This window comes from Micromonospora sp. NPDC005174 (assembly GCF_040608495.1).
Classification (GTDB): Bacteria; Actinomycetota; Actinomycetes; order Mycobacteriales; family Micromonosporaceae; genus Micromonospora.
Window position 1 is genome coordinate 292,572 of sequence record NZ_JBEXIJ010000004.1, and the last position, 21,867, is coordinate 314,438.

At 71.3% G+C, this 21,867-nt stretch carries 17 protein-coding genes; 12 read left to right on the forward strand and 5 right to left on the reverse strand.

Features of this window, described 5'->3' with window-relative positions; genetic code table 11:
• The first annotated feature begins 27 nt into the window (after positions 1-27).
• The 3 genes from ABZU91_RS07850 to ABZU91_RS07860 all read left to right on the forward strand — a co-directional run bounded on the left by ABZU91_RS07850 (position 28) and on the right by ABZU91_RS07860 (position 2,725).
• Positions 28-300, forward strand: coding sequence for a helix-turn-helix domain-containing protein (locus ABZU91_RS07850; RefSeq protein WP_355235575.1), 273 nt, complete (start codon positions 28-30; stop codon positions 298-300).
• Entirely contained in the window at positions 300-1,571 is a 1,272-nt protein-coding gene (locus tag ABZU91_RS07855) for a site-specific integrase (RefSeq protein WP_355235577.1), read from the forward strand. The genes ABZU91_RS07850 and ABZU91_RS07855 overlap by 1 nt, the downstream gene beginning before the upstream one ends.
• Positions 1,572-1,921: 350 nt before the next feature.
• Positions 1,922-2,725 carry an HAD-IB family hydrolase gene (locus ABZU91_RS07860; RefSeq protein WP_355235580.1) on the forward strand — a complete coding sequence of 268 codons (804 nt, stop codon included), beginning with the start codon at positions 1,922-1,924 and terminating at the stop codon, positions 2,723-2,725.
• A gap of 61 nt (positions 2,726-2,786) precedes the next feature.
• Here ABZU91_RS07860 and ABZU91_RS07865 read toward each other — a convergent pair whose 3' ends face one another.
• On the reverse strand, positions 2,787-3,533 hold the full coding sequence (locus ABZU91_RS07865) for an oxidoreductase (RefSeq protein WP_355235582.1): 747 nt from the start codon (positions 3,531-3,533) through the stop codon (positions 2,787-2,789).
• 292 nt (positions 3,534-3,825) lie between these two features.
• On the opposite strand from ABZU91_RS07865, the gene acs reads away from it, so the two are divergent.
• The 5 genes from acs to ABZU91_RS07890 all read left to right on the forward strand — a co-directional run bounded on the left by acs (position 3,826) and on the right by ABZU91_RS07890 (position 13,225).
• A complete protein-coding gene (gene acs / locus ABZU91_RS07870; RefSeq protein WP_355235585.1) occupies positions 3,826-5,790 on the forward strand; it encodes an acetate--CoA ligase in 1,965 nt (654 codons plus the stop codon).
• 244 nt (positions 5,791-6,034) lie between these two features.
• On the forward strand, positions 6,035-8,827 hold the full coding sequence (locus tag ABZU91_RS07875; RefSeq protein ID WP_355235588.1) for an immune inhibitor A domain-containing protein: 2,793 nt from the start codon (positions 6,035-6,037) through the stop codon (positions 8,825-8,827).
• A gap of 333 nt (positions 8,828-9,160) precedes the next feature.
• Entirely contained in the window at positions 9,161-11,593 is a 2,433-nt protein-coding gene (locus tag ABZU91_RS07880) for an immune inhibitor A domain-containing protein (protein WP_355235775.1), read from the forward strand.
• A gap of 205 nt (positions 11,594-11,798) precedes the next feature.
• A complete protein-coding gene (locus ABZU91_RS07885; RefSeq protein WP_355235591.1) occupies positions 11,799-12,224 on the forward strand; it encodes a hypothetical protein in 426 nt (141 codons plus the stop codon).
• Positions 12,225-12,292: 68 nt separating this feature from the next.
• Positions 12,293-13,225, forward strand: a complete 933-nt coding sequence (locus ABZU91_RS07890; RefSeq protein WP_355235594.1) for an alpha/beta hydrolase — start codon at positions 12,293-12,295, stop codon at positions 13,223-13,225.
• 4 nt (positions 13,226-13,229) lie between these two features.
• Here ABZU91_RS07890 and ABZU91_RS07895 read toward each other — a convergent pair whose 3' ends face one another.
• Both ABZU91_RS07895 and ABZU91_RS07900 read right to left on the reverse strand, forming a co-directional pair.
• The gene (locus ABZU91_RS07895; RefSeq protein WP_355235597.1) at positions 13,230-13,595 is read right to left on the reverse strand and encodes a hypothetical protein; all 366 of its coding nucleotides are present in this window, start codon (positions 13,593-13,595) and stop codon (positions 13,230-13,232) included.
• Positions 13,592-16,453 (reverse strand): SseB family protein, encoded by a 2,862-nt coding sequence (locus tag ABZU91_RS07900; RefSeq protein WP_355235600.1) that lies wholly within the window; start codon positions 16,451-16,453, stop codon positions 13,592-13,594. Before ABZU91_RS07900 ends, ABZU91_RS07895 begins: the two co-directional genes overlap by 4 nt.
• A gap of 152 nt (positions 16,454-16,605) precedes the next feature.
• Between ABZU91_RS07900 and mycP the strand changes: the two genes are divergently transcribed.
• On the forward strand, positions 16,606-17,829 hold the full coding sequence (gene mycP / locus ABZU91_RS07905; RefSeq protein WP_355235603.1) for a type VII secretion-associated serine protease mycosin: 1,224 nt from the start codon (positions 16,606-16,608) through the stop codon (positions 17,827-17,829).
• 85 nt (positions 17,830-17,914) lie between these two features.
• Here mycP and ABZU91_RS07910 read toward each other — a convergent pair whose 3' ends face one another.
• Together ABZU91_RS07910 and ABZU91_RS07915 are read right to left on the reverse strand one after the other, a co-directional pair.
• Positions 17,915-18,208 carry a WXG100 family type VII secretion target gene (locus ABZU91_RS07910; RefSeq protein WP_355235606.1) on the reverse strand — a complete coding sequence of 98 codons (294 nt, stop codon included), beginning with the start codon at positions 18,206-18,208 and terminating at the stop codon, positions 17,915-17,917.
• Between the two features lie 20 nt (positions 18,209-18,228).
• Positions 18,229-18,549: a WXG100 family type VII secretion target gene (locus tag ABZU91_RS07915; RefSeq protein WP_355235608.1), complete on the reverse strand. Its 321-nt coding sequence runs from the start codon at positions 18,547-18,549 to the stop codon at positions 18,229-18,231.
• 535 nt (positions 18,550-19,084) lie between these two features.
• Here ABZU91_RS07915 and eccE point away from each other — a divergent pair.
• From eccE to ABZU91_RS07930, 3 genes are all read left to right on the forward strand, one after another.
• Positions 19,085-20,800: a type VII secretion protein EccE gene (gene eccE / locus ABZU91_RS07920; protein WP_355235778.1), complete on the forward strand. Its 1,716-nt coding sequence runs from the start codon at positions 19,085-19,087 to the stop codon at positions 20,798-20,800.
• An 88-nt stretch (positions 20,801-20,888) separates the two neighbouring features.
• On the forward strand, positions 20,889-21,275 hold the full coding sequence (locus tag ABZU91_RS07925; protein ID WP_355235611.1) for a phage holin family protein: 387 nt from the start codon (positions 20,889-20,891) through the stop codon (positions 21,273-21,275).
• 111 nt (positions 21,276-21,386) lie between these two features.
• The gene (locus ABZU91_RS07930; protein ID WP_355235614.1) at positions 21,387-21,863 is read left to right on the forward strand and encodes a GNAT family N-acetyltransferase; all 477 of its coding nucleotides are present in this window, start codon (positions 21,387-21,389) and stop codon (positions 21,861-21,863) included.
• Positions 21,864-21,867: the final 4 nt, after the last annotated feature.

A 21,867-nucleotide genomic window follows, 5' to 3' on the forward strand; every position in this document is an offset into this window, starting at 1 on the left:
CCGACAGACCTGAGGAGGTCGCCCGTCATGAGCACCATCGCCCGACCCAGCCCGGTTGTTCGGCTCGTCCCTCGCACCGGGGCAGTCGTCGTCGAGCCGGTCACTTACACCGTCCGGGAAGTCGCCAAGCTGCTCGGCCTCTCCCTTGGGAGCACCTACGCCCTCGTCCGCGACGGCACGATCCCCGCGACTCGCCTCGGCGGTCGTTGGCTCATCCCACGCAGCCGGTTTCACGCCTGGCTCGACGGCGTCACTGAGCAACCCGCCGCCACCGGTACCGAGCACGGGCGGAGGCACTGATGGGCTTCGTCCGCAAGACTCCGGCCGGCACCTTCCGCGCCTGCTGGCGTGACCCTGCCGGTGACCAGAAGTCCAAGAGCTTCCGCACCAAGCGGGAGGCCAATGCATTCCTGACCGAGGTCGAGAGCGGCCTGAACCGAGGCACCTACGTCAACCCACACGCCGGCCGTACCCGCTTCGGCGAGTTCGCCCAACAGTGGCTCGCGACTCGGACCGTCGAGGCGCGCACCAGCGAGCGCACCGTCTCCATGCTCCGTACGCACGTCCTACCGAAGTGGGGTGACTGGCCGCTCGGCAAGGTCGACTTCATGTCGGTACAGGAGTGGGTGACCGGCCTGGGTCGGGACCTCGCCCCCGCCACCGTGGCCAAGTGCTACCAACTGCTATCGATGATCCTCAAGACGGCGGTTCAGGCAAGACTGATCGCCACCAACCCGGCCGAAGGGGTGAAGCTGCCCCGTGACCGGTCCCGCGACGTCAAGCCGGTCACGATCAGCCGGGAGGACTTCCTCGGCCGGCTGCTGCCCGCCGTCCCACCTCGGCACCGGGGAATCGTCTCCGCCGCCGCTGGGGCCGGTCTGCGCTGGGGTGAGTGCGCCGGGCTGATGTGGTCGTCGGTCGACCTCGACCGGGCATCGCTGCGCGTGGTCCAGGTGGCCGAGGAGACGCACGCCGGGATCGTCCTGCGCCCGTACCCGAAGAGTCGCGCCGGAGTGCGGACCGTGCCGATGCCCGGCTTCCTCCTGGCCGCGCTCCGCGAGCTGCACACCGCCGCCGACGACCCGGACCCGCGCACGCTCGTCTTCCGCGACCGGGTAGGGCGCCCGCTGCGCCGGTCGAACTTCCGCCGCCGGATCTGGCTGCCCTCGCTGGTCCGCGCCGGGCTGCTCGGCCAGGTCGCCACCACCGGTCCGCACCGGTACCGGGCTACGTGGCCGGATCGGGAGGGCATCGAGTGGTCGGCAGAGTTCACCACTGAACGGGAGACCGTTGCCTGCGTTGCGGCCAAGGCTGCCGGCGGGATGCGGTTCCACGACCTGCGACACGCCTACGCCACCTGGCTGGTCACAGACGGCGTCCCGATCAACCTGGTGCAGCGGGTCATGGGCCACGAACAAGCGTCCACCACGCTCAACCGGTACACCCACACCCCGGACGACTACGCCGCCCGCGTCCTGGAGGCATTCGACGGTTCTGCTGCCTCCCTGCTGCCTCCGGTCGCAGAAACGCCGTCCCTGGACGGCCTGGACGGGCAGGAAGACGACCTATGACCTGCGGTGGCGCGCTCCCACGGGAAAGGGACGACCCCCGTCGGGGGGAGACGGGGGTCGTCTACGGTTCGGCTCCGGGGGGGTCGAGCCGAACCACTCAGCGGTCACGGGGGGTGCAACCGCCGAGGGTCTGTCTGTTTCGGGGATGTGAAAGCACGTCGTGCGGACAAGTCTGCCTGAGCGGACCCGTCACGTCGAGTGTTGTTCACTCCACTCTGCGCGAAAATCTCCTCGCGGAATGTGAGCACGGTCACGCTGAACGGTGGTGGGGGCACCCGTCCGCAGGTCCAAGGGGTGGCCTGACCCCGGGCACCCGCCGACGATAGACCATCCGGCTAGACTTTCGCGCCGTGGGCCGAAGTGCCGCTTTCTTCGATCTGGACAAGACCGTCATCGCCAAGTCGAGCGCCCTGGCGTTCGGTCGGCCGTTCTACCGGGACGGGCTGATCACTCGGCGTGACGTCGTCAAGTCGGCGTACGCGCAGCTGATGTTCCGGCTGGGCGGCACCGACGAGCAGACCATGGCCCGAACACGGGACTACCTGGCCACGCTCTGCAAGGGCTGGCAGGTGGAACAGGTCCGCCAGATCGTCGCGGAGACACTCCACGAGCTGATCAACCCCTACGTGTACGCCGAGGCCGCCGCCCTGATCGAGGAGCACCAGGCGGCCGGGCGGGACGTGGTGCTGGTGTCGGCGTCCGGCGAGGAGATGGTCCGGCCGATCGGCGAGCTGCTCGGGGTGACCGACGTGATCGCCACCCGGATGACGGTGCGGGACGGCCGCTACAGCGGTGAGGTCGAGTTCTACGCGGCCGGTCCGAGCAAGGTCGAGGCGGTCACCGAGTTGGCCGCCGCCCGCGATTACGACCTGGCCGACTCGTACGCCTACTCCGACTCGTACAGCGATCGTCCGCTGCTGGAGTGCGTGGGGCACCCGAGCGTGGTCAACCCGGACCGGCAGTTGCGCAAGCTGGCCTCCGAGAACGCCTGGCCGGTGCTGGAGTTCCGGCATCCGATCCCGCTGGGCCGCCGTTGGCGGGAGCGGCCCGCCGTCCCGGTGGCCGCGGCTGCTCTGGGGGTCGGTGTGGGCGTGGCCATCGGCATCGCCTGGTACGGCCGGCACCGTCGGACCCGCGCCGGCGCCACCGCCTGACCCGCGCCGCCAGCAGACCCGCGCCGGCGCCACCGCCTGATCCGCGCCGCCACGCAGCTGGTCAGGCGGCGGCGAGGATGTCGTCGCCGATCGTGGTGAGCTGGCCCGCGCCGACCTCGACGGCCGCCATGTAGTGACGTAGCCACGAGCGCAGCCCGTCCGGGGTGCCGGTGGCGAAGGCGCCGGCCGAGCCGACGTACTCGGGTTCGCGTTCGGCGTGCCCGAGGTCGACGCCGAGCAGGCCGCGCGGGTCGAGGCCGCTGGCGAGCAGCACCAGCCGGGCGGCGCCGCGCGCCACCACGCCGGACGGTCCGGCGAACGGGCGCAGGTTGAGCAGTTCCCCGTGTACGACGGCGGCCAGCACCAGCGGGGACACCTTCGTCCCGCCGGCCACGAGACCGGCGAGCCCGTCGAGGCGGGCGGCGACCACCGGGTCGGCGACCGGGCGACCCAGCTCGGCCTCCGGCACGATGTCGCGGGCGGCGAGGACGTGCAGCCGGGCGAGAGCCTGGCGGGGCGCCTTCGGCCAGAGTTCGCTCAGGCCGGGCAGGGCCCCGGCGACCCGTAGCGCCCCCTGGAGGACCGGCTCGGTGATGGTGCCGGCCCGGACCTCCTCGCGCTCGTGCACGACGCCTTCGAGCGCCGCGCTGGCCACCGCCGACCGGAGGCTGACCTCGGCCGCGACCTGGCCGCCGTTGCGACGCAGGGCGCGGTGCCCGAGCGCCTGGTCGAAGCGTTCGCGGGCCCGGTCGACGGCGGTGGCGATGTCGGCGAGCGCGAGCAGCGGGGCGAGCGGGTCGGTGGTCACCCCGCCACGCTAGCGAGCCGCCCGGGCCGGTCAGCCCACACCCGCCCGGAACGCGAGCCTGACCACCCGACCCAGCCGGGACACACGACTTCGCCGAAGTGGGGGCATAAAGCCGCTCGGATACCCCCACTTCGCCGATTCCGTGTCGATCAAGCAACGAGCGGTGGGCCGTCGGGCGCGTGGCGGGGGCCGCTCGGCGCGACGGGGTGGGCAGCGGTCGCCGGCCGCCGGACCCGCGACTACCCTCGTGCCCATCGAGACGCAGGTCACCCCGAGGACGAGGAGTCACGGCATGAGCGAGGCATTGGCCAATCTGCTGAACGAGACGCGCCAGTTCCCCCCGCCGGCCGAGCTCGCCGCGCACGCCAACGTCACCGTCGACGCGTACGCCGAGGCGCAGGCCGACCGGCTCGCCTTCTGGGCGAAGCAGGCCGACCGGCTGGTCTGGTCGAAGAAGTGGGACGAGGTGCTCGACTGGTCGAACCCGCCGTTCGCGAAGTGGTTCGTCGGTGGCCAACTCAACGTGGCGTACAACTGCCTGGACCGGCACGTCGAGGCGGGTCGGGGCGACAAGGTGGCGATCCACTGGGAGGGCGAGCCGGGCGACACGCGGACCATCACGTACGCCGAGTTGCACGCGCTGACCTGCCGCGCGGCGAACGCGCTCACCGACCTGGGCGTGACGGCCGGCGACCGGGTGGCGATCTACCTGCCGATGATCCCGGAGGCGGCGGTGGCGATGCTGGCCTGCGCCCGGATCGGCGCGGCGCACAGCGTGGTCTTCGGCGGATTCTCGGCCGACTCGTTGAGCAACCGCATCCAGGACGCCAGCGCCAAGGTGGTGATCACCGCCGACGGTGGTTACCGGCGGGGCAAGCCGTCGGCGTTGAAGCCGACCGTGGACGAGGCGGTGGCGAGCTGCCCGTCGGTGGAGCACGTGCTGGTCGTCCGGCGTACCGGTGAGGACGTGGCCTGGTCGGAGAAGGACCACTGGTGGCACGAGACGGTCGAGACCGCGTCGGCCGAGCACACGGCGCAGCCGTTCGACGCGGAGCACCCGCTGTTCATCCTCTACACCAGCGGCACGACGGCCCGCCCGAAGGGCATCCTGCACACCACGGGTGGCTACCTGACGCAGGCGTCGTACACGACGCACGCGGTCTTCGACCTGAAGCCGGAGACGGACGTCTACTGGTGCACCGCCGACATCGGCTGGGTCACCGGCCACTCCTACATCGTGTACGGCCCGCTCTCCAACGGCGCCACCCAGGTCATGTACGAGGGCACCCCGGACACCCCGCACAAGGGCCGGTTCTGGGAGATCGTCGACCGGTACAAGGTCAGCATCCTCTACACGGCTCCCACCCTGATCCGGACGATGATGAAGTGGGGCGAGGACATCCCGGCCGGCTTCGACCTGTCGTCGCTGCGGCTGCTGGGCAGTGTCGGCGAGCCGATCAACCCCGAGGCGTGGATGTGGTACCGGCAGCACGTCGGTCGGGGTGAGCTGCCCATCGTGGACACCTGGTGGCAGACCGAGACGGGCGGCATCATGATCTCGCCACTGCCGGGAGTGACGGCCACGAAGCCGGGCTCGGCGATGGCCCCACTGCCCGGCATCGTCGCCGACGTGGTCGACGACCAGGGCCAGTCGGTGCCGAACGGTGGTGGCGGTTACCTGGTGCTACGCGAGCCGTGGCCGTCGATGCTGCGCACCATCTGGGGTGACGACAACCGCTTCATCGAGACGTACTGGTCGCGGTTCGAAGGAATGTACTTCGCCGGCGACGGGGCGAAGAAGGACGACGACGGGCACATCTGGCTGCTCGGCCGCGTCGACGACGTGATGCTGGTGTCCGGGCACAACATCTCGACGACCGAGGTCGAGTCGGCGCTGGTGTCGCACCCGTCGGTGGCCGAGGCAGCGGTGGTCGGCGCGACCGATCCGACCACCGGCCAGGCGATCGTGGCGTTCGCCATCCCGCGCGGCAGCACGGACATCGCCGGCGAGGCGGGTGAGAAGCTCATCACCGACCTGCGCAACCACGTGGCGAAGACGCTCGGCCCGATCGCCAAGCCTCGGCAGATCATGCTGGTGGCCGAGCTGCCGAAGACCCGCTCCGGCAAGATCATGCGCCGGCTGCTGCGGGACGTGGCCGAGAACCGCTCGCTCGGTGACGTCACCACCCTGCAGGACTCCTCGGTGATGGAGCTGATCTCCTCCGGGATGAGTGGCGCGAAGTCCGACGAGGACTGACGACAGACGTACCTCATCGGTGGGTGATGGTCCGTTCGGACCGTCACCCACCGTCCTCTTTTGTGGACTTGCGACCGCCCCGGGCACCCATCGTCGACAGGTCGGACGGATAACGCCTGCATCACGGTCCTGTTGTTCAGCTGGATTCTCATTTAGTTTCACGATGGTCGGCTGACCTCGACGCGACGCTGCGTGCCCTGGAGTCTGCCGGCTTCCTCCGCCCATGCCCGAGAAACGGAGCGGCATGAACAGAAACTCCCATCAGGGGTCGCGCCGACGACTACTCGTCGCGCTGCCCGTCATCGCCCTCGCGGCCACATCACTGACCGTGAGTGGCAGTGCGGCGGCACAGCCGTCCACCACCCCTCGGGCGGTGATCGGGGCTGACGAGTACTACATGAACTACGCCGAGCCCGAGGTGCAGACTGACACCACCGGCCGTGAGGTCAAGGGCAAGAACGGCATCTACACCCCCGCGGTCGACTCCGCTCGCGCGTTCGACCAGAAGCACGCGCGGGGCAACCCGGTGACCGCGCGCCAGCTCGCGCAGATCGAAGCCAAGTCGATCAAGACGGGCAAGAGCCCGCGGCAGATCAAGCAGTCGCCCACCACGCAGACGGCGAAGCTGTTGACGCTGCTTGTCGAGTTCAACGACAAGGCGAACGACGACTTCACCAACGTGATGGTCCCGAAGACGGTGTTCGAGGACCGGACCTGCGTCCCCGGCACGGTGCAGAACGGGCCGAAGCACAACAAGATCCCGGACCCGTCGCGGCTGCCGCACGAGGACAACAACTCGTTCTGGGTGCCGAACTTCTCGCCGTCGCACTACGACAAGATGCTGTACAGCAAGAAGGGCATCACCGAGCGGGTTCGCAAGGACCTGAAGGGCCCGGACGGCAAGAAGGGTGTCGACATCTCCGGTCGCACCATGCACAACATGTACCTGGAGATGTCCAAGAACGCGTACACGGTGGACGGGCAGGCCAGCCCGTGGATCAGCGTGCCGCACTCCGAGGGCTGGTACGCGGCCAACCGCTGCACCCAGGACGAGGACGGCAACTGGGTTCCCGGCCGGGAGCAGTCGATGAACGGCCACCCGGACAACCCGGCCGGCGCGGGCCGACTGGCGACCGACGCGATCGACGCGCTCGCCGCCAAGGACCCCAACTTCCCGTGGGCCGAGTACGACAAGGAAGACCAGGCCGACCGCGACGGTGACGGCAACCTCTTCGAGCCGGACGGCGTGATCGACCACCTCGTGCTGGTGCACGCCGGCCAGGGCAAGTCGCGCGGCGGTGGCGACCAGGGCGTGTACGCCGTGTGGGCGCACTCCTCCTCGGTTCCGGGTGGCTACACCATTCCGGGCACCGGCCTGAAGGTGTCGAACTACATCGTTCAGCCGGAGGACGCCGGCGTCGGCGTCTTCGCCCACGAGTTCGGTCACGACCTCGGTCTGCCGGACCTCTACGACACGTCCGGCAACGCCGACTCCGACGTGGACTTCTGGGACCTGATGGCCTCCGGTTCGCACTCGGGTGAGGTCTTCCAGGCGCTGCCGACGCACATGGGTATCTGGGACAAGTGGGTGCTCGGCTGGGCCGACCCGCTGACCATCCGTCCCGGCTCCAACCCGCGTGAGGTGAAGCTCGGGCAGACCTCGCGTACGCCGATCGACTCCGAGGACGGCATCAAGGTCGACCTGCCGGACAAGGTGACGGTGCTGGCGACCCCGCACAGCGGCACGAAGATGTGGCACAGCAACAACGACCAGAGCTGGGCCGACGTCAAGCTGAGCCGTTCGGTCGACGTGCCCAACGCCGCGGACGCCAAGTTCTGGATGTGGAACAACTACATCATCGAAGAGGACTGGGACTTCGGCTTCGTCGAGCTGTCGACCGACGGCGGCACGACCTGGACCGAGCAGAAGGTGTACGCCGAGGGTGGCGCGGTGGTCACCACGCCGGACAACTACGGCGACCCGAACGGCCGGATGAACGACTTCGGCGGCAAGAAGTACGGCCTGACCGGCAGCACCGACGGTTGGCGTCACGACTACGTCGACCTGTCGGCGTACGCGGGCAAGACCGTCCAGGTGCGACTGCGCCTGGCCACCGATGAGGCGTTCGAGGAGCGCAACTGGTTCGTCGACGACTTCTCGGTCACCGGCGGCGGCGCGACCACGTGGAGCGACGACGTCGAGGGCGGCGACAACGGCTGGACGACCAGCGGCGGCACCTTCGTCGACACCACCGGCGCGGGCTGGAAGGTCTCCGGCGGCACCGAGGTCCACGCGCAGTACTACCTGGCCGAGTGGCGCAACTTCGACGGCTTCGACAAGGGCCTGAAGTACGCCTACGACACCATCTACTCGCACGAGGCGTGGAAGGTCGACCGGATCTCCTACAACGCCCCGGGCATGCTGGTGTGGTACCGGGACAGCGCGCTCGGCGACGTCAACCACGTCACCGGGCAGATGACCGCGCTGCCCAGCTACGGCGCGAAGGGCGGGCTGCTCATCGTCGACTCGCACTTCGACCCGCTGCGGCGTACCGGCACGGCGGCCGAGAAGGACCCGTCGGTGACGGACAACCTGCCGAGCCGTCCGCAGTCGTCGAACGCGGCCTTCACGCTCCAGAAGACGTACCCCTTCACGGAGTGCCTGGAGGCGGCGGACGAGCCGTACAGCGCGTACTGCACCAAGTTCAAGGCGCAGGCGCCGGTGAAGAGCTTCACCGACGCCAAGGGCTGGTACCCGGGCATCGAGATGCGTGACGGGGCTCCGTACGCGCGGGACAACGACGCCTCCGTCGTGGTGCCGTCGCGCGGCGGTGCGCCGTACACCACCCGGGTGACCAACCCGGACGGCAGCCCGGCACCGGAGTTCTACGGCGTCACGCTGGGCGGCGGCGCGATCGTGCTCGGCACCGGTAACCCGGGCGACGCGGGCGTGCAGAACGGCGTCTCGTTGACGATCCGGAAGACCGCGAAGGACAACTCGTCCGCCACGATCTACGTCACCCCGGCGAAGAAGTGACGGTTTAGCGGGTTCGGCAACTGATGGTGGGGCCGGTGGCGGGAACGCCACCGGCCCCACTGTCGTATCAGCTGATCTTATTGATCGAAATGCATCGCTGCGGACGATGCCGGCTGGTCCGCCCCGGTTCGAGCGCAGATGAAGCGCGGGGGTGTGACGGCGAAAAGCGTTCTCAACAAAATCTTGCAACAAATCGACGCGCACATCTTCCCACCCGTCGCAGCAGTGTCTATGTTCACCATTGGTCCCACTAGTGGGATCGATCTATCACCGGCCCCGACCCCCGTTGGGCCGGTTCCCTCACACCGGAGGTACCACGTGCGCAAAGTCGCAGTGGGTCTGCTCGGGCTTTCACTGACGGCGACGGGGCTGGCGTTCGGACCGTCCGCCAGTGCGGCGCCGCAGCCGAAGTTGCCGGCCGCTCCCTCGGTCGCCGAGCCCGCCCTTGCCGACCACGACCTGCCGAACCCGCTGGAGGACAAGCGGCGTGCGCTGCGCCAGGAGGGCCTCAGCAAGGTCCTGTCCGGCAAGGCCAAGGCCGAGAAGATCAACGGCAGCACGGTCGTCAAGGTCGGCAAGACCCAGTCCGACGGGGCCGCCGCTCGCACCGCCGGGGCGGGTACGGCGCAGACGGAGGACCAGTACGTCGAGCTCGCCCGTCAGCAGACCGACAAGATCTTCGTGATCCTTGCCGAGTTCGGCAACGAGCGGCACCCGAACTACCCGGACAAGAACATCGACCCCGACACCGCGGGGCCGACCAAGTTCGACGGGCCGCTGCACAACCAGATCCCGGCGCCCAACCGGGCGGTGGACAACTCCACCGTCTGGCAGCCGGACTACACCGCCGACCACTACCGGCAGCTCTACTTCGGCACCAACCCGGGCGACGAGTCGCTGAAGCAGTACTACGAGGCCCAGTCCTCGGGTCGCTACAGCGTCGAGGGCGAGGTCACCGACTGGGTCAAGGTCAAGTACAACGAGGCCCGGTACGGGCGCTCCGACGACCCGATCGCGGACGACGACACCGCCAACCCGGCTAACGACCCGGCCGTTTGCGACAGCAATGTCTGCGACAACACCTGGGATCTGGTCCGGGACGCCGCCAACCAGTGGGTCCTCGACCAGAAGGCCGCCGGTCGCACCGACGCGCAGATCGCCGCCGACGTCAAGTCGATGGACCAGTACGACCGGTACGACTACGACGGCGACGGCAACTTCAACGAGCCGGACGGCTACATCGACCACTTCCAGATCGTCCACTCCGGCGGCGACCAGGCCGACGGCGACCCGAACCAGGGTGAGGACGCCATCTGGAGCCACCGCTGGTACGCGTACGCCTCGGACCAGAACAGCACCGGTCCGGGCACCTTCCTCGGTGGTGGCACCCAGATCGGTAACACCGGCGTCTGGATCGGTGACTACACGATCCAGCCGGAGAACGGTGGCCGGAGCGTCTTCTACCACGAGTACGGCCACGACCTCGGTCTGCCGGACGACTACAACGTCATCAACGGTGGCGACAACAACAACGAGCACTGGACCCTGATGGCCCAGAGCCGGCTCGGCGCCAACAACGACGGTGGCATCGGCGAGCGCGGCGGTGACCTCGGCGCGTGGAACAAGCTCCAGCTCGGCTGGCTCGACTACGACACGCTCGGGCCGAACGAGAAGCGCGACGTGGTTCTCGGCCCGCAGGAGTACAACTCGCCAGAGGCGCAGGCCGCCGTGGTCAACCTGCCGCCACGCGAGTACACCTTCTCGAACGGCGCGCCGTTCGAGGGCAGCAAGCAGTTCTTCACCGGCAACGAGGACAACCTCAACAGCACGATGACCCGGACCCTGGACCTCACCGGGAAGTCGTCGGCTGCCCTGACCATGAAGGGCCGCTACAACATCGAGGCCGGGTTCGACTACCTGTTCTTCGAGGCCTCCACCGACGGTGGTAAGACCTGGGCGACCCTGCCCGGCACCGCCAACGGCAAGGCGTTGAAGGAGATCTCTCCCGGGCGCTTCGCCCTGGACGGCTCCAGCGGCGGCAAGTGGGTCGACGTCAACATCCCGATGAACTCCGCGGCGGGCAAGGTCGTGCAGTTCCGGCTGCGCTACCAGACCGACGGCGGCGTGTCCCGGGGCGGTTTCTACGGTGACGCGATCACCGTGACCGCCGACGGTCAGACCGTGTTTACCGACGGCGGCGAGAACGGTGCCAACGGCTGGACCTTCGGCGGGAAGTTCGAGATCGCCGAGGCCACCTACAAGAAGGCGTTCGCGAACTACTACATCGCGGGCACCCGGTCGTACACCTCGTACGACAAGTACCTCAAGACCGGCCCGTACTACTTCGGCTACCAGAACACCCGCCCGGACTACGTGGACCACTACGCGTACCAGGAGGGTCTGCTGATCTCGTACTGGAACCTGCGGTGGTCGGACAACGACACGTTCGCGCACCCGGGTGAGGGTCGGAACCTGATCATCGACGCGCACCCGCGGCCGCTGTACAACCTGACCGGCGCCCCCTGGCGGGCCCGAGTCCAGGTCTACGACGCGCCGTTCAGCCTGAAGAAGGCGGACTCGTTCACGCTGCACATCAACAGCCAGGCCCAGTACGTCCGTGGCCAGGCGGCGCAGCCGCTGTTCGACGACACCCAGCAGTACTGGTACCCGGAGCTGCCGAACCACGGCGTCAAGGTCCCGGCTACCGGCCGGAAGATCCAGGTTCTGTCGCAGGACGGCATCTACACCAACGTCCGCTTCTCCTGATCCTCGGTAACAGGCAACACCCGCACCTCCGCGATGCCCGGGCAGGTCACCTGCCCGGGCATCGCTCTTTCCGGGGAACGCCGACCGGGTGACGCGCGTCGGATCATCCGTGCAACCGCAAACCCGCACCACTTCGATTGGCGCCGCTCTGGCCGCCCTGCTGGCGCTCGCCGGCTGCGCCGAACCGCGACACGAAGGAGCGACCGTGTCCGCCGAGCAGACGCCCTCCGACATCCCCTCGACCGGCGCGCCGAGCGGTCCCGTCGAACCCACGCCGTCGCCCTCCGGCGCGCCGACCGGGCCCGTCGAACCCACGCCGTCGTCGCCGGCCGGCCGTCCGTCGCGCTCGCAGACCCCGCTACCCACCCTGCGCCCACCGACCGGCCCGCCGCGCAGGCCGACCGACGCCCGCCGGGCCAACGCACTCGCCGGGCGGATCACCCGGGGCGGCGACGGGCCCTGCTACGGCCTCGTCACCGACGACGGTCGGCAGTACGCGCTGCACGGCACCGGCAAGGGCACCTTCGCCGTCGGCACGACCGTCCGGGTGACCATCGGCCCGGCCGACCCGGCCGCCGACTGTAGCCCGGGCGTTCCGGCCACCATCGTCGACATCAGCCCGGTCGTCTGACCCTCCCTGCGCGTCACGGACGGGCCGGCGGAACGGTTGCCTGCTGACGGGGTCCTAGGCTGTCAACCATGACCGACCAGCGCGGCGGAGCCGTCGACGAGTCCTGCGTCCTCACCGAAGGGCCGTGGACGCACCGCTTCGTCGGCGCCAACGGCACCCGGTTCCACGTGGTCGAAGCCGGCGCCGGCCCGATGGTGCTCTTCCTGCACGGCTTCCCCGAGCACTGGTGGGCCTGGCACCAGATGCTTCCCGCAGTCGCCGACGCCGGCTTCCGCGCGGTCGCCGTGGACCTGCGCGGCTACGGTGCCAGCGACAAACCACCCCGGGGGTACGACGGCTACACCCTCGCCGCCGACATAGCCGGCCTGATCCGGGCTCTCGGTGAGCGCTCGGCGACGCTCGTCGGCAGCGGCGTCGGCGGCATGGTGGCCTGGACGGTGGCGTCGTTCCACCCTGCCCTGGTCCGCCGGCTGGTGGTCCTGGGAGCACCCCATCCGCTGCGGCTGCGCGCCGCCATCTTCGCCGACCCGCGCGGGCAGTTCGCCGCCTCCACCCCGGCGTTGAAGTTCCAGCTCCCCCGCTACGAACACGTGCTCACCAGGGACGGCGCGGCGGCCGTCGAAGAGATCCTGCGCCGCTGGGCCGGCCCGCGCTGGGCCGCCAGCGCGGACTTCGAGGCGTACGCCGATCGGTGCAGGGAGGCGATGCGCATCCCGCAGGCCGCCTTCTGCGCGTTGGAGGGCTATCGCTGGGCCTTCCGTTCCGCGCTGCGGCTACACGGCTACCGGTTCGTCCGCCTCATGCAGAAGCCGCTGGTCACCCCGACTCTGCAACTGCACGGCGCGGCCGACGTCGCCGCCCTGCCCCGGACCGCTCTGGGCTCCGGTCGGTACGTGGTGGCGCCCTACGAGTGGCGTCTACTCGACGGGGTGGGGCACTTCCCGCACCTGGAGGCCCCCGAGGTGGTGCTCGGCGAGATCCTGCGGTGGGCCAAGTCGTGACCCGTCAGACCCGCTTCTCGCGCAGGTCGCTGACCTCGGCGGCCGGTGCCCAACCCTGGTAGACGCCGAAATCGAAGACCTCCAGCCGCATCGCCTCGGCCACCGGCCAACGGCCACCGGTGTACTCGACGCGCAGCCAGGCATCGTGCTCGCCGAGCACGATGAACGGCTGACCCTTCCAGGTGCAGGTGGTCCGCACGTACGCCAGGTCCTCGATCTCACTCACCGGCAGCACCCGCACGTAGCGGCCCGCGCGGACCTCCTCGAAGCCCTCGCCCGGCTCGGGCTGGTAGAGGCGGATGTCGTCGCCGTCCGGACTGGCCTGGTACTCCCGGCCCTGCCAACGGGCCACGTAGCCGTCGCGCATCACTCCTCCGGAACCCGTCGCCAATTCACCGTGTCCGTGTCGAGCACCGCGACCACCCGCTCGCTGCCGTCCCCGCCGATGCGCCAGAGCTGCGCGCCGTGCGGGAGGCGGGCGCTGTCCACCTTGAACTCGGCCACCACGTCACTGCTCTCGCCCGGGGCGAAGCCGTTGCCCCGGAAGGGCGGACGCTCGATGACCCAGCCCTCCATGGCCCGCATCGCCGGCTCGTTCTGGCCCCCGTACGGAATCCGGTAGAGGCTGGGCCGGTGCGCCGGCCACCGCAGCACGTAGATCTCCTCGGCGTCCCGCTCGAACGGCGAACCGGGATAGTTGAGGCCCAGCGCGCCGTGCAGCTCGGCCGGCGTGGTCAGGTGTGCCAGCTCACCGGCCCGGTGCACGAAACCGGAGACCCGGTCGTACCCCCGCTCCAGGTAGTACGCGAGTTGGCTGGGCGCGACCGCCTTCTGCATGACTGTCGGCCGGGCCGGGTCGACCGCCGCCGGGGCGTATCGGGGACGGGCCGTGGGCTCGGCCTCGGCCGCCGGCTCCACCGGGTCGACCTCCAGATCGTCGCCGAGCCCCACCTCGGCGGCCCAGTTGGCCAACGCGACGATCTGGTCGCCGGGCAATTTCGCACCGACGGGAGTGCCCGGGTTGACGGCGAACGACCAGTCCTCGTCCGGCCAGCGCCGGATCAGCTGGGCGAACTTCACCCGGACGGTGTCGACGGCGCCCTCGACGTGGTCGGCGAGGCGTTCCGGGGACGTGTAGACCACCACGTACGTCTCACCGTCGATCTGGGCGGTACGCCAGACGAAGCCCGGGTCGCCGGGGCGACTGCCCCGCGCCGAGTTCGCCTCGGCCGGCAACAGCACGCGGGCCAGCAGCAGCGTGGACAGGAACGTGTCGGTGCTCCCGGCCCCGGCAGCGCCGAGCAGGTCCTCCTCGACGGTGTTCGCCGGCTGGAACTGCGGCGACGCCGGTTCGTCGGGCGCCGGAGGCTCGCTGTACACGAACGCGGGTTGCGCGTCGGGGTCGGTGCGCACCGGCTCGGGCTCGTAGCCCGCCGAAGATCGGGACAACCAACTGGCGTCACTGCCCAGGCCGGCGTCACTGCCCAGGCCGGCGTCACTGCCCAGGCCGGCGTCACTGCCCAGGCCGGCGTCACTGCCCATGACTGGGCCGGCCAGGAGGGGGTCGCTGTCCGGAGTGACGGCGGGCGGATCGAGCAGGCTCGCTCCACTGGTCGCCGCAGCGGGGACAGCGGGGTCGGGCATACCCGGATCGGGCACGGATGGGTCGGGCACGGCCGGGTCGGGCACGGCCGGGTCGGGCACGGATGGGCTGAACGGTGGCGGGGCGGTGGTGGTCGGGTCGGGCCGCCGCGTCGTGTCGAAGAAGGGGCCGACCTCGGTCGGATCGAGGAGGTCCCGGGATTCGATGATGGTGCCCTCGATGACGATGGGCGTGAAGCCGCGACGCGGCGCGGGCGGACCGGAGACCGGTTCCGCTACCGAGGGCGGCAGCTCCTCCACCGGTTCGAAGCGCCGCCGGTCACCGGGACGGCCACGCGGGATCGCCTGGGTCTCGTCCGCCGAGGGCACCGGCCCCCCAGTGCGGATCGGTGGCGGTTCACCGTTGACCGGACCGGGCACCCGGAACGCGTGGGTGGGTTCCTCGGCCAGCGGGTTGGGCCGACGCGGCGACAGCGGCTGCGTCGCCTCGTCGCCGGCCGAAGGGGCTCGTACCACCCGGGACGCGCCCAGGTCGCCTGCTGGCGGCCAGGGCCCTCGGCTGGCGTCCGGCGCGGGCATCGCGAAGGCCTGGGCGCTGTCGCCGCCCGGCGCGTCGGCGGGCCGCCGGCGCGGAAAGGGCTGGCTGCCCCGCCCGAACCGCGACGGTGGCACGGCCCGGTCGCCCGACCGACCATCGCCCGGGGGCAGGCCCGACTTACGACCGGACGTCGGTTCGAAGAAGGAGCGCCGACCGTCCTGGGTGCTGCCGTCGCCGGCGGCCGGGCCGTCACCGTCGCTGGCCGGTCGGCTCACGGATGGACGGCCCGCGCGGGCGACCGGCTGGTCGGCCGGGGCGGCGTTGGTGCGATCGGCGGCCAGGGGCACGTACCGGGACGGGGCGGTACGGCCCACACCCGGCACGGCACCGGCGCCCGGCTGGGCGCTGCGCGGCGGGTCGGTCAACTGTCGTGGGGCGGCGGCGGGCGTGCCCTGGGCGCCGGAGGACCGGTGCGGCGGGTCAGACGGGCCGGGCGAGCGCGGGGGGGTTGCAGGGGGCGGGCCCACCGGAGGCGTAGTGCCCCTCGGCCCAGGCCGAGCGGATGATGCCGGGTCCGATACCGGCGGTGCGGGCGGCACGAAACCGGCGGCGGGCGGGGCGTCCCGGCCGGTCGTACCCGCTCGGGACCGGGCCAGGGTCTCGGCCCGCTCCAGCCGGGCACGGGCGCCCATGGCGCGGCCCGGCAGCCGGACGTCCCCACGGGAGAGCTGGGACACGAACCAGGACGGCAGATACCCCTCGACGGGCAACCCGGGGTTGACCGCCAGCCACCACTCGTGGTTGGGCCAGCCGAGAGCGAGGTCGGTGAACGGGACACGCCGATTGGTGCCGGCGTGCTCGCCGAGGCAGGCCCGCAACGCCGAGGCGGAGGTGAAGGCCAGCACGTGCGTCCGGCCGCCGGTCGTCCAGGTGCCCCAGCCGGCGGCCTGACCGGGCGGCGCCGGAGTGGAGACGGGCAACAGCAGATCGGTACGGGACAGGAGACGGAAGTAGAGCTCCTGGTCGTTGGCGCGCAGCGCGTCCCGCATCGCCACCTCGGCCTCCGTGGCCGGCTCCCATTCGGTCACGGCCACCTCTCCTCCCGAGAACAGGCCACAGGTATCGCGTACAACCTACAAGGTGGCTTCAAGATCACAATGGCTGGCCGGCGGCGGTCCGCCGGGGCGGCGGCGAGGCGATAACATCCCGTTCCGGAGCCGACACGATACGGAGGCTGTCGATGTCCCGGTCGATTGCGCGCCCGGTCCTGGCCGGTCTGGCGGTCGCGCTGCTGACCGGCGCGACCGGTCCGGCCGTCACCGCCGGCGCCGCGCTCCGAGGAGCCCCGGCCTGCGCGGCCCCACTGGCGCCCGTCCGGCCGGTCCAGGCCACACCCTGGCCCCAGCAGCGGTACGACCCCGCGCGGCTCGCGTCCCTGACCACCGGGGCGGGGGTCACGGTCGCGGTGGTCGACTCCGGAGTCGACCGGGCGCACCCCCAGCTGGCCGGGCGGGTGCTGGCCGGTACCGACCTGCTCGAACCGGGCGGGGACGGCAGCCGGGACTGCGCCGGGCACGGCACCGGTGTGGCGAGCATCATCGCGGCGGCACCACGGCCCGACGTCGCCTTCCACGGGCTGGCACCGGCCGCCCGGATCCTGCCGGTACGAGTGAGTGAGCAGCAGGTGGTGCAGGGCCGGGAGTCGGGCCGCACGATCAGCGCCGGCGAGTTCGCCCGTGCCATCCGTTGGGCGGTCGACCACGACGCCGACGTGGTGAACCTCTCCGTGGTGCTGTACGCCGACGACCCGCAGGTCCGTTCGGCGGTGCGGTACGCCGTCGAGCGGGACGTGGTGCTGGTGGCCGCCGTGGGCAACCTGCACGACAGCGGCGACCCGCGCCCGTTCCCGGCCGCGTACGAGGGGGTGCTCGGGGTGGGTGCGATCGGGGCGGACGGGGCTCGGGCCACCTTTTCCCAGACCGGCCCGTACGTCGATCTGGTCGCCCCGGGCAGCGAGGTGCTGGTCGCCGCACCCGCTCAGGGTCACCAGCGCGTGGAGGGCACCAGTTACGCCGCGCCCTTCGTGGCCGCCACCGCGGCGCTGCTGCGCGCGTACCGGCCCGAGTTGACCGCCGTCGAGGTGATGGAACGGATCCTCGCCACGGCCGATCCGGCTCCCGGCCCGGGACGCGGCGGCGGGTACGGCGCCGGCGTGCTGAACCCCTATCGGGCCGTCACCGAGACCGGCGGTGGTCAATCTGGTGGTCCCCGGCCGGTTGCCGCGCTCGCCGACGACCGGGCCGATCCGGCGGCGCTCGCCCGACAGGCTCGCCGCGCCTCCGCCCGGAACCGGGCACTGGTGACCGGCGCGGTGATCGGCATGACAGCTGTCGCCGTGGTGGTGCTGGCCCTCGTGCTGCCCCGGGGCGCGCGCCGACGTTGGCGACCGGCCGAGCCGGCCTGACCCGACCCGGTCGCCTCGACGGCCCTCGTCAGAGGGTGGCCGGGACGCCGACGCGGGCATGGTCAGCGCTCCCGGCTCACCGACATCACTGGAACAGCCCGGTGTTCTTCTTTTCCGTGTCGAGATAGTCGGCGGCGGAGTCGTCCACCGCCAACTTGATGGCGCGCAGCATGGCCTGCAGGTCCTGCGAGGCGGACCGCCAGCGCGCCTGGCGCTGCTCGTACGCGACGCGGGCGTCACCGGCCCAGGCCGACACCAACGGCGCGGCGTCGCGTTCGAGTTGGCCGAGCTGCGAGTCGAGGGTGTTCAGCGCCCTCTGAATGTCCGCGCCGGCCTGTTGCAGCGCGGCGAAGTTGACGACGAGCACACCATTGTCCATCGGAACGCCCTCCCGGCAGGTCAGAGCGGCAGCTGGATGCCGCCGCGATTGGTGCCGGCAACCCGGCTGGCCGCCTCGTCGTCCGAGACGTCGTAGTGTCGGCCGGCGGTACGGATCGCCCCGGCGGTCTCCCGCAGGGCCCGGTGCAACGCCGCCTGATCGTCTGCCCACTGCCGCTTGACCTGCTCGAACGATCGCCCACCGGCGCCGCGCCAGGCCTGCTGCAGCACCTCCAACTCGGCCAGCAGGCCGGTCAGCATGGACTGCAACGACTGATCCACCTGCTCGAACTTTCCGGCGGTCTGCCTCATCACCGCCGCTTCTGCCTGGGTCTGGGACACCCGGACGTCACCTCGTCTCCTCGGTCGTGCCTGGCTGTCAGCGCGCCCGCGGTGGGAGCGCACCGCTCGCGATGCCCGGTCGACGAGCTTGGATCGGACGCGGGTCCGCGATGAACTTCGTGGCTGACGGTAGCGGTCCGGTAGCGGTTCTGCTACCCCACCGTCCTCCCCTGTGGACAACCACGGCAGCCATCGGTCGCCTACGATGTGCGGCAGTCCCGTCGCACCGCGTGACGGGCAACCGGGGCCGTCGGCCACCGGGCACGTCCACACTGGTCGAGGAGGCGCGGTGCCGCCGATCACCGCCGGAGACGCGCAACCGGCGAGCCACGCCGCGTGGGGCCCGACCGCCACCTCCCCGACGACCGGGCCGGGCGCCTCCGCCGCCACCTCGACAGGCGCCGCGCCGGGCATCGGCACCGGATCGACCACCGCCGACGGCAGCGCGCCGAGCACCCTCGGCCCCGCCGACGACGGCGTGCTCCGTCGACGATCCACCGGGCGCAGGGCCGCTGTCGGTCGGCTCGCCAGGGGGATGCGCGCGGGCCAACTGGTCACCGGACAGGTCGCCGTCGCGGTCGTTCTCGCCGGCCTCGGCCGGGGCACCCCGGTCACGATCGCCGCGCTGCTGGTCGCGGCGCTGCTCGTGGCGGTCGTCTGCGTCCGGGTCCGCGGCCGGTGGCTCTTCGAGTGGCTGGGCACCGCCGCCGGCCACGGGACACGGCGTCGCGGGCTGGGCGAGCGGACCGGCCCGGACGAACTGCTCGGCCTGGTCGCCCCCGGCACCGCGGTCCGCCCGATCGAGTTGTCCAGCGGGCCGGCGGCGGTGCTGGAGGACACCGGCGGGATGGTGGTGCTGCTGGAGCTGGGCGACCCCGGCGACGTGCTCGGCGACACGTCCCGGGCGATCCCCGCGCCGTCCGCGCTGCTGCCGACACCGGGGCCGGAGGTGCCACCGGTGCGGGTCCAACTCCTCCTCACCGGGACGCCGGCACCCGCGCCGGCGGCGGGCGGCACCGTCGGGACCTCGTACCGGCAGCTCACCGACGGACGCCTCATCGGGCGGGAGCGGGCGGTGCTGGCGGTCCGGGTGCTACGGGCGGACGGCTGGACGCAGGAGGCGCTGCGCAGGGCGCTCGCCGGCACGATTCGCCGGATCGTCCGCCGGCTCGGACCGCTGACCGCCCGGCCACTCGGCGTACCCGCGGCGCTGCGTGTCCTGGGCGAGCTGGCCCACCACGACGGCCAACCGGTACGCGAGTCGTGGCCGGCGCTGCGCACCGGCCCTCTGGTCCAGGCCACGTTCCGGCTGGTCCGCTGGCCGCAGGCGGCGGGCGGGCGGCGGCTGGTACCCCGGCTGCTGGCGTTGCCGGCGACCGCGACGACGGTGTCGCTCTGCGTGGGACCGCCACCGGGCGGTGGCACCGACGGGGCCGTGACCGAGCTGACCGTACGCGTGGCCGCCGCCTCGACGGCCGAACTGACCGTGGCAGTCGACGCGCTGCGCCGCCTCGTCGAGGGCGTGGGCGGGGAACTACGGCGGCTTGACGGGGCGCACCTGACCGGACTGGCCGGCACGCTGCCGCTGGCGCTCATCGCCGCCGGGCGACCGGAGGTGACGCTGGACGACTGGGAGTTGACCCTGGGCGAGGCGGGGATGATGGTCGGCACCAACCGGCACGGCGGCGCGGTCACCGTGCGGTTGTTCCGGCCGGAGAGCACGCGGGTGCTGCTGGTGGGCGGGGTACGCGCCGCTCAGCTCGTCGCGTTGCGGGCGATGGCCCTGGGAGCACTGGTGGTGGTGCAGACGGCGCGACCGCGTTCCTGGGAACCGTTCGTGCGGGGCGTGGGCGCGCCGGGCGGCACGATTCCGCTGATCCCGCCGGGTCGGCCGGTCGCCGAGTCGGTCGGCACCGCGCTACGGCCGTTGCTGCTGGTGGTCGACGCCGGCCCGGTGCCGGTCGAGACCGAACCCGGCCCGGCGTGGCGGTCCACCCTGGTCGTGCGAGACGAGCTGACGCCGGCCGACGTGGACACGTTGAGCCGTGCCGACCTGGCGGTGCTGCAACCGCTGCACCCGGCGGAGGCGGCACTGGCCGGCTCGGCGCTGGGCCTGGGCCCATCGGCCGACTGGCTCACCCGGAGCCGGGACGACATGGTGGCGGTGGTGAACCGCCGTGCGCTGCGGTGGGCGCTGCTCTCTCCGACTCCGATCGAGGCTCAGCTGATCGGCCGGCCGGCGCGGGCCTGAGGCGGCCCACACGCGCGGCGGGCTGGACCGTCCTCGGTGGTCACCCGCCGGGTTACGCCGGGAGATCGTCCGTGGCACGATCCCCGCCATGGGTTTTATGAAAGGGTTGTTGATTCGGCTAGCCACCACGGCACTGGCCTTCTGGTTGGCCACGCTGCTCATCCCGGGCATCGAGCTGGAGTCGACCTCGGCCGTCGAGACGGTCACCACGCTGATCCTGGTGGCGGCGATCTTCGGGGTCGTCAACGCGGTGCTCCAGCCGGTCATCAAGACCGTCGGCTGCGGCTTCTACCTACTCACGCTCGGCCTCATCGCGCTGGTGGTGAACGGGCTGCTGTTCCTGCTCACGAGCTGGATCGCCGACCAGGCCGGGCTGCCGTTCTCGGTGGACGGCTTCTGGCCGGCCGCCGTGCTCGGCGCCCTGTTCGTGAGCATCGTGACCTGGATCCTCGGGGCCGTCCTCGACCGGGACTGACCGACCACCACCGTCCCGGACCGCCCGACCCCGAACGGTCGGGCGGTCCGGTGACCAGAGTTCGGGAATTGGCCGGCTGACGCACCCCTCGGGCCGGTTAGCGTCGCCAGCGTGTTCTCACTGACGCGCGCCGACGGCCACCTGCTCAGCATCGATCCGGCCCGGCTCGACCTGGACCGGGTCCACCACTGGCTGTCCACCGACGCGTACTGGGCGCTCGGGCGCGATCGGGAGACCGTCGTGCGAGCGTTCGCGGGGTCGCTGCCCTTCGGCATCTACCGTCCCGGAGACGACCGCCAGGTCGCGGTGGCCCGGGTGGTCACCGACCGTGCCACCTTCGCCTGGCTCTGCGACGTGTACGTGGACCGGACCGCGCGGGGCCTCGGACTGGGCACCTGGCTGGCCGGCGCGGTCCGCGACCACCTGGCCGAGCTGGGCGTACGCAGGATCCTGCTGTCGACAGGCGACGCGCACGACGTGTACGCGCGGGTCGGCTTCACTCCGCTGGACGTACCCCAGCGGTGGATGCAGCTCGACCGGCGGCAGCCGGTGAGCCGGATCACTGGAAAGGAACAAAGCGGAGATTAACCCC

What these genes read in the sequence shown, in the direction of transcription:
- ABZU91_RS07910 (WP_355235606.1), bottom strand. Translation starts at nt 18,208, where the DNA reads ATGGACAATGGTGTGCTCGTCGTCAACTTCGCCGCGCTGCAACAGGCC.
- ABZU91_RS07925 (WP_355235611.1), top strand. Translation starts at nt 20,889, where the DNA reads ATGGGTTTTATGAAAGGGTTGTTGATTCGGCTAGCCACCACGGCACTG.
- mycP (WP_355235603.1), top strand. Translation starts at nt 16,606, where the DNA reads ATGTCCCGGTCGATTGCGCGCCCGGTCCTGGCCGGTCTGGCGGTCGCG.
- eccE (WP_355235778.1), top strand. Translation starts at nt 19,085, where the DNA reads ATGCGCGCGGGCCAACTGGTCACCGGACAGGTCGCCGTCGCGGTCGTT.
- ABZU91_RS07890 (WP_355235594.1), top strand. Translation starts at nt 12,293, where the DNA reads ATGACCGACCAGCGCGGCGGAGCCGTCGACGAGTCCTGCGTCCTCACC.
- ABZU91_RS07855 (WP_355235577.1), top strand. Translation starts at nt 300, where the DNA reads ATGGGCTTCGTCCGCAAGACTCCGGCCGGCACCTTCCGCGCCTGCTGG.
- ABZU91_RS07875 (WP_355235588.1), top strand. Translation starts at nt 6,035, where the DNA reads ATGAACAGAAACTCCCATCAGGGGTCGCGCCGACGACTACTCGTCGCG.
- ABZU91_RS07850 (WP_355235575.1), top strand. Translation starts at nt 28, where the DNA reads ATGAGCACCATCGCCCGACCCAGCCCGGTTGTTCGGCTCGTCCCTCGC.
- acs (WP_355235585.1), top strand. Translation starts at nt 3,826, where the DNA reads ATGAGCGAGGCATTGGCCAATCTGCTGAACGAGACGCGCCAGTTCCCC.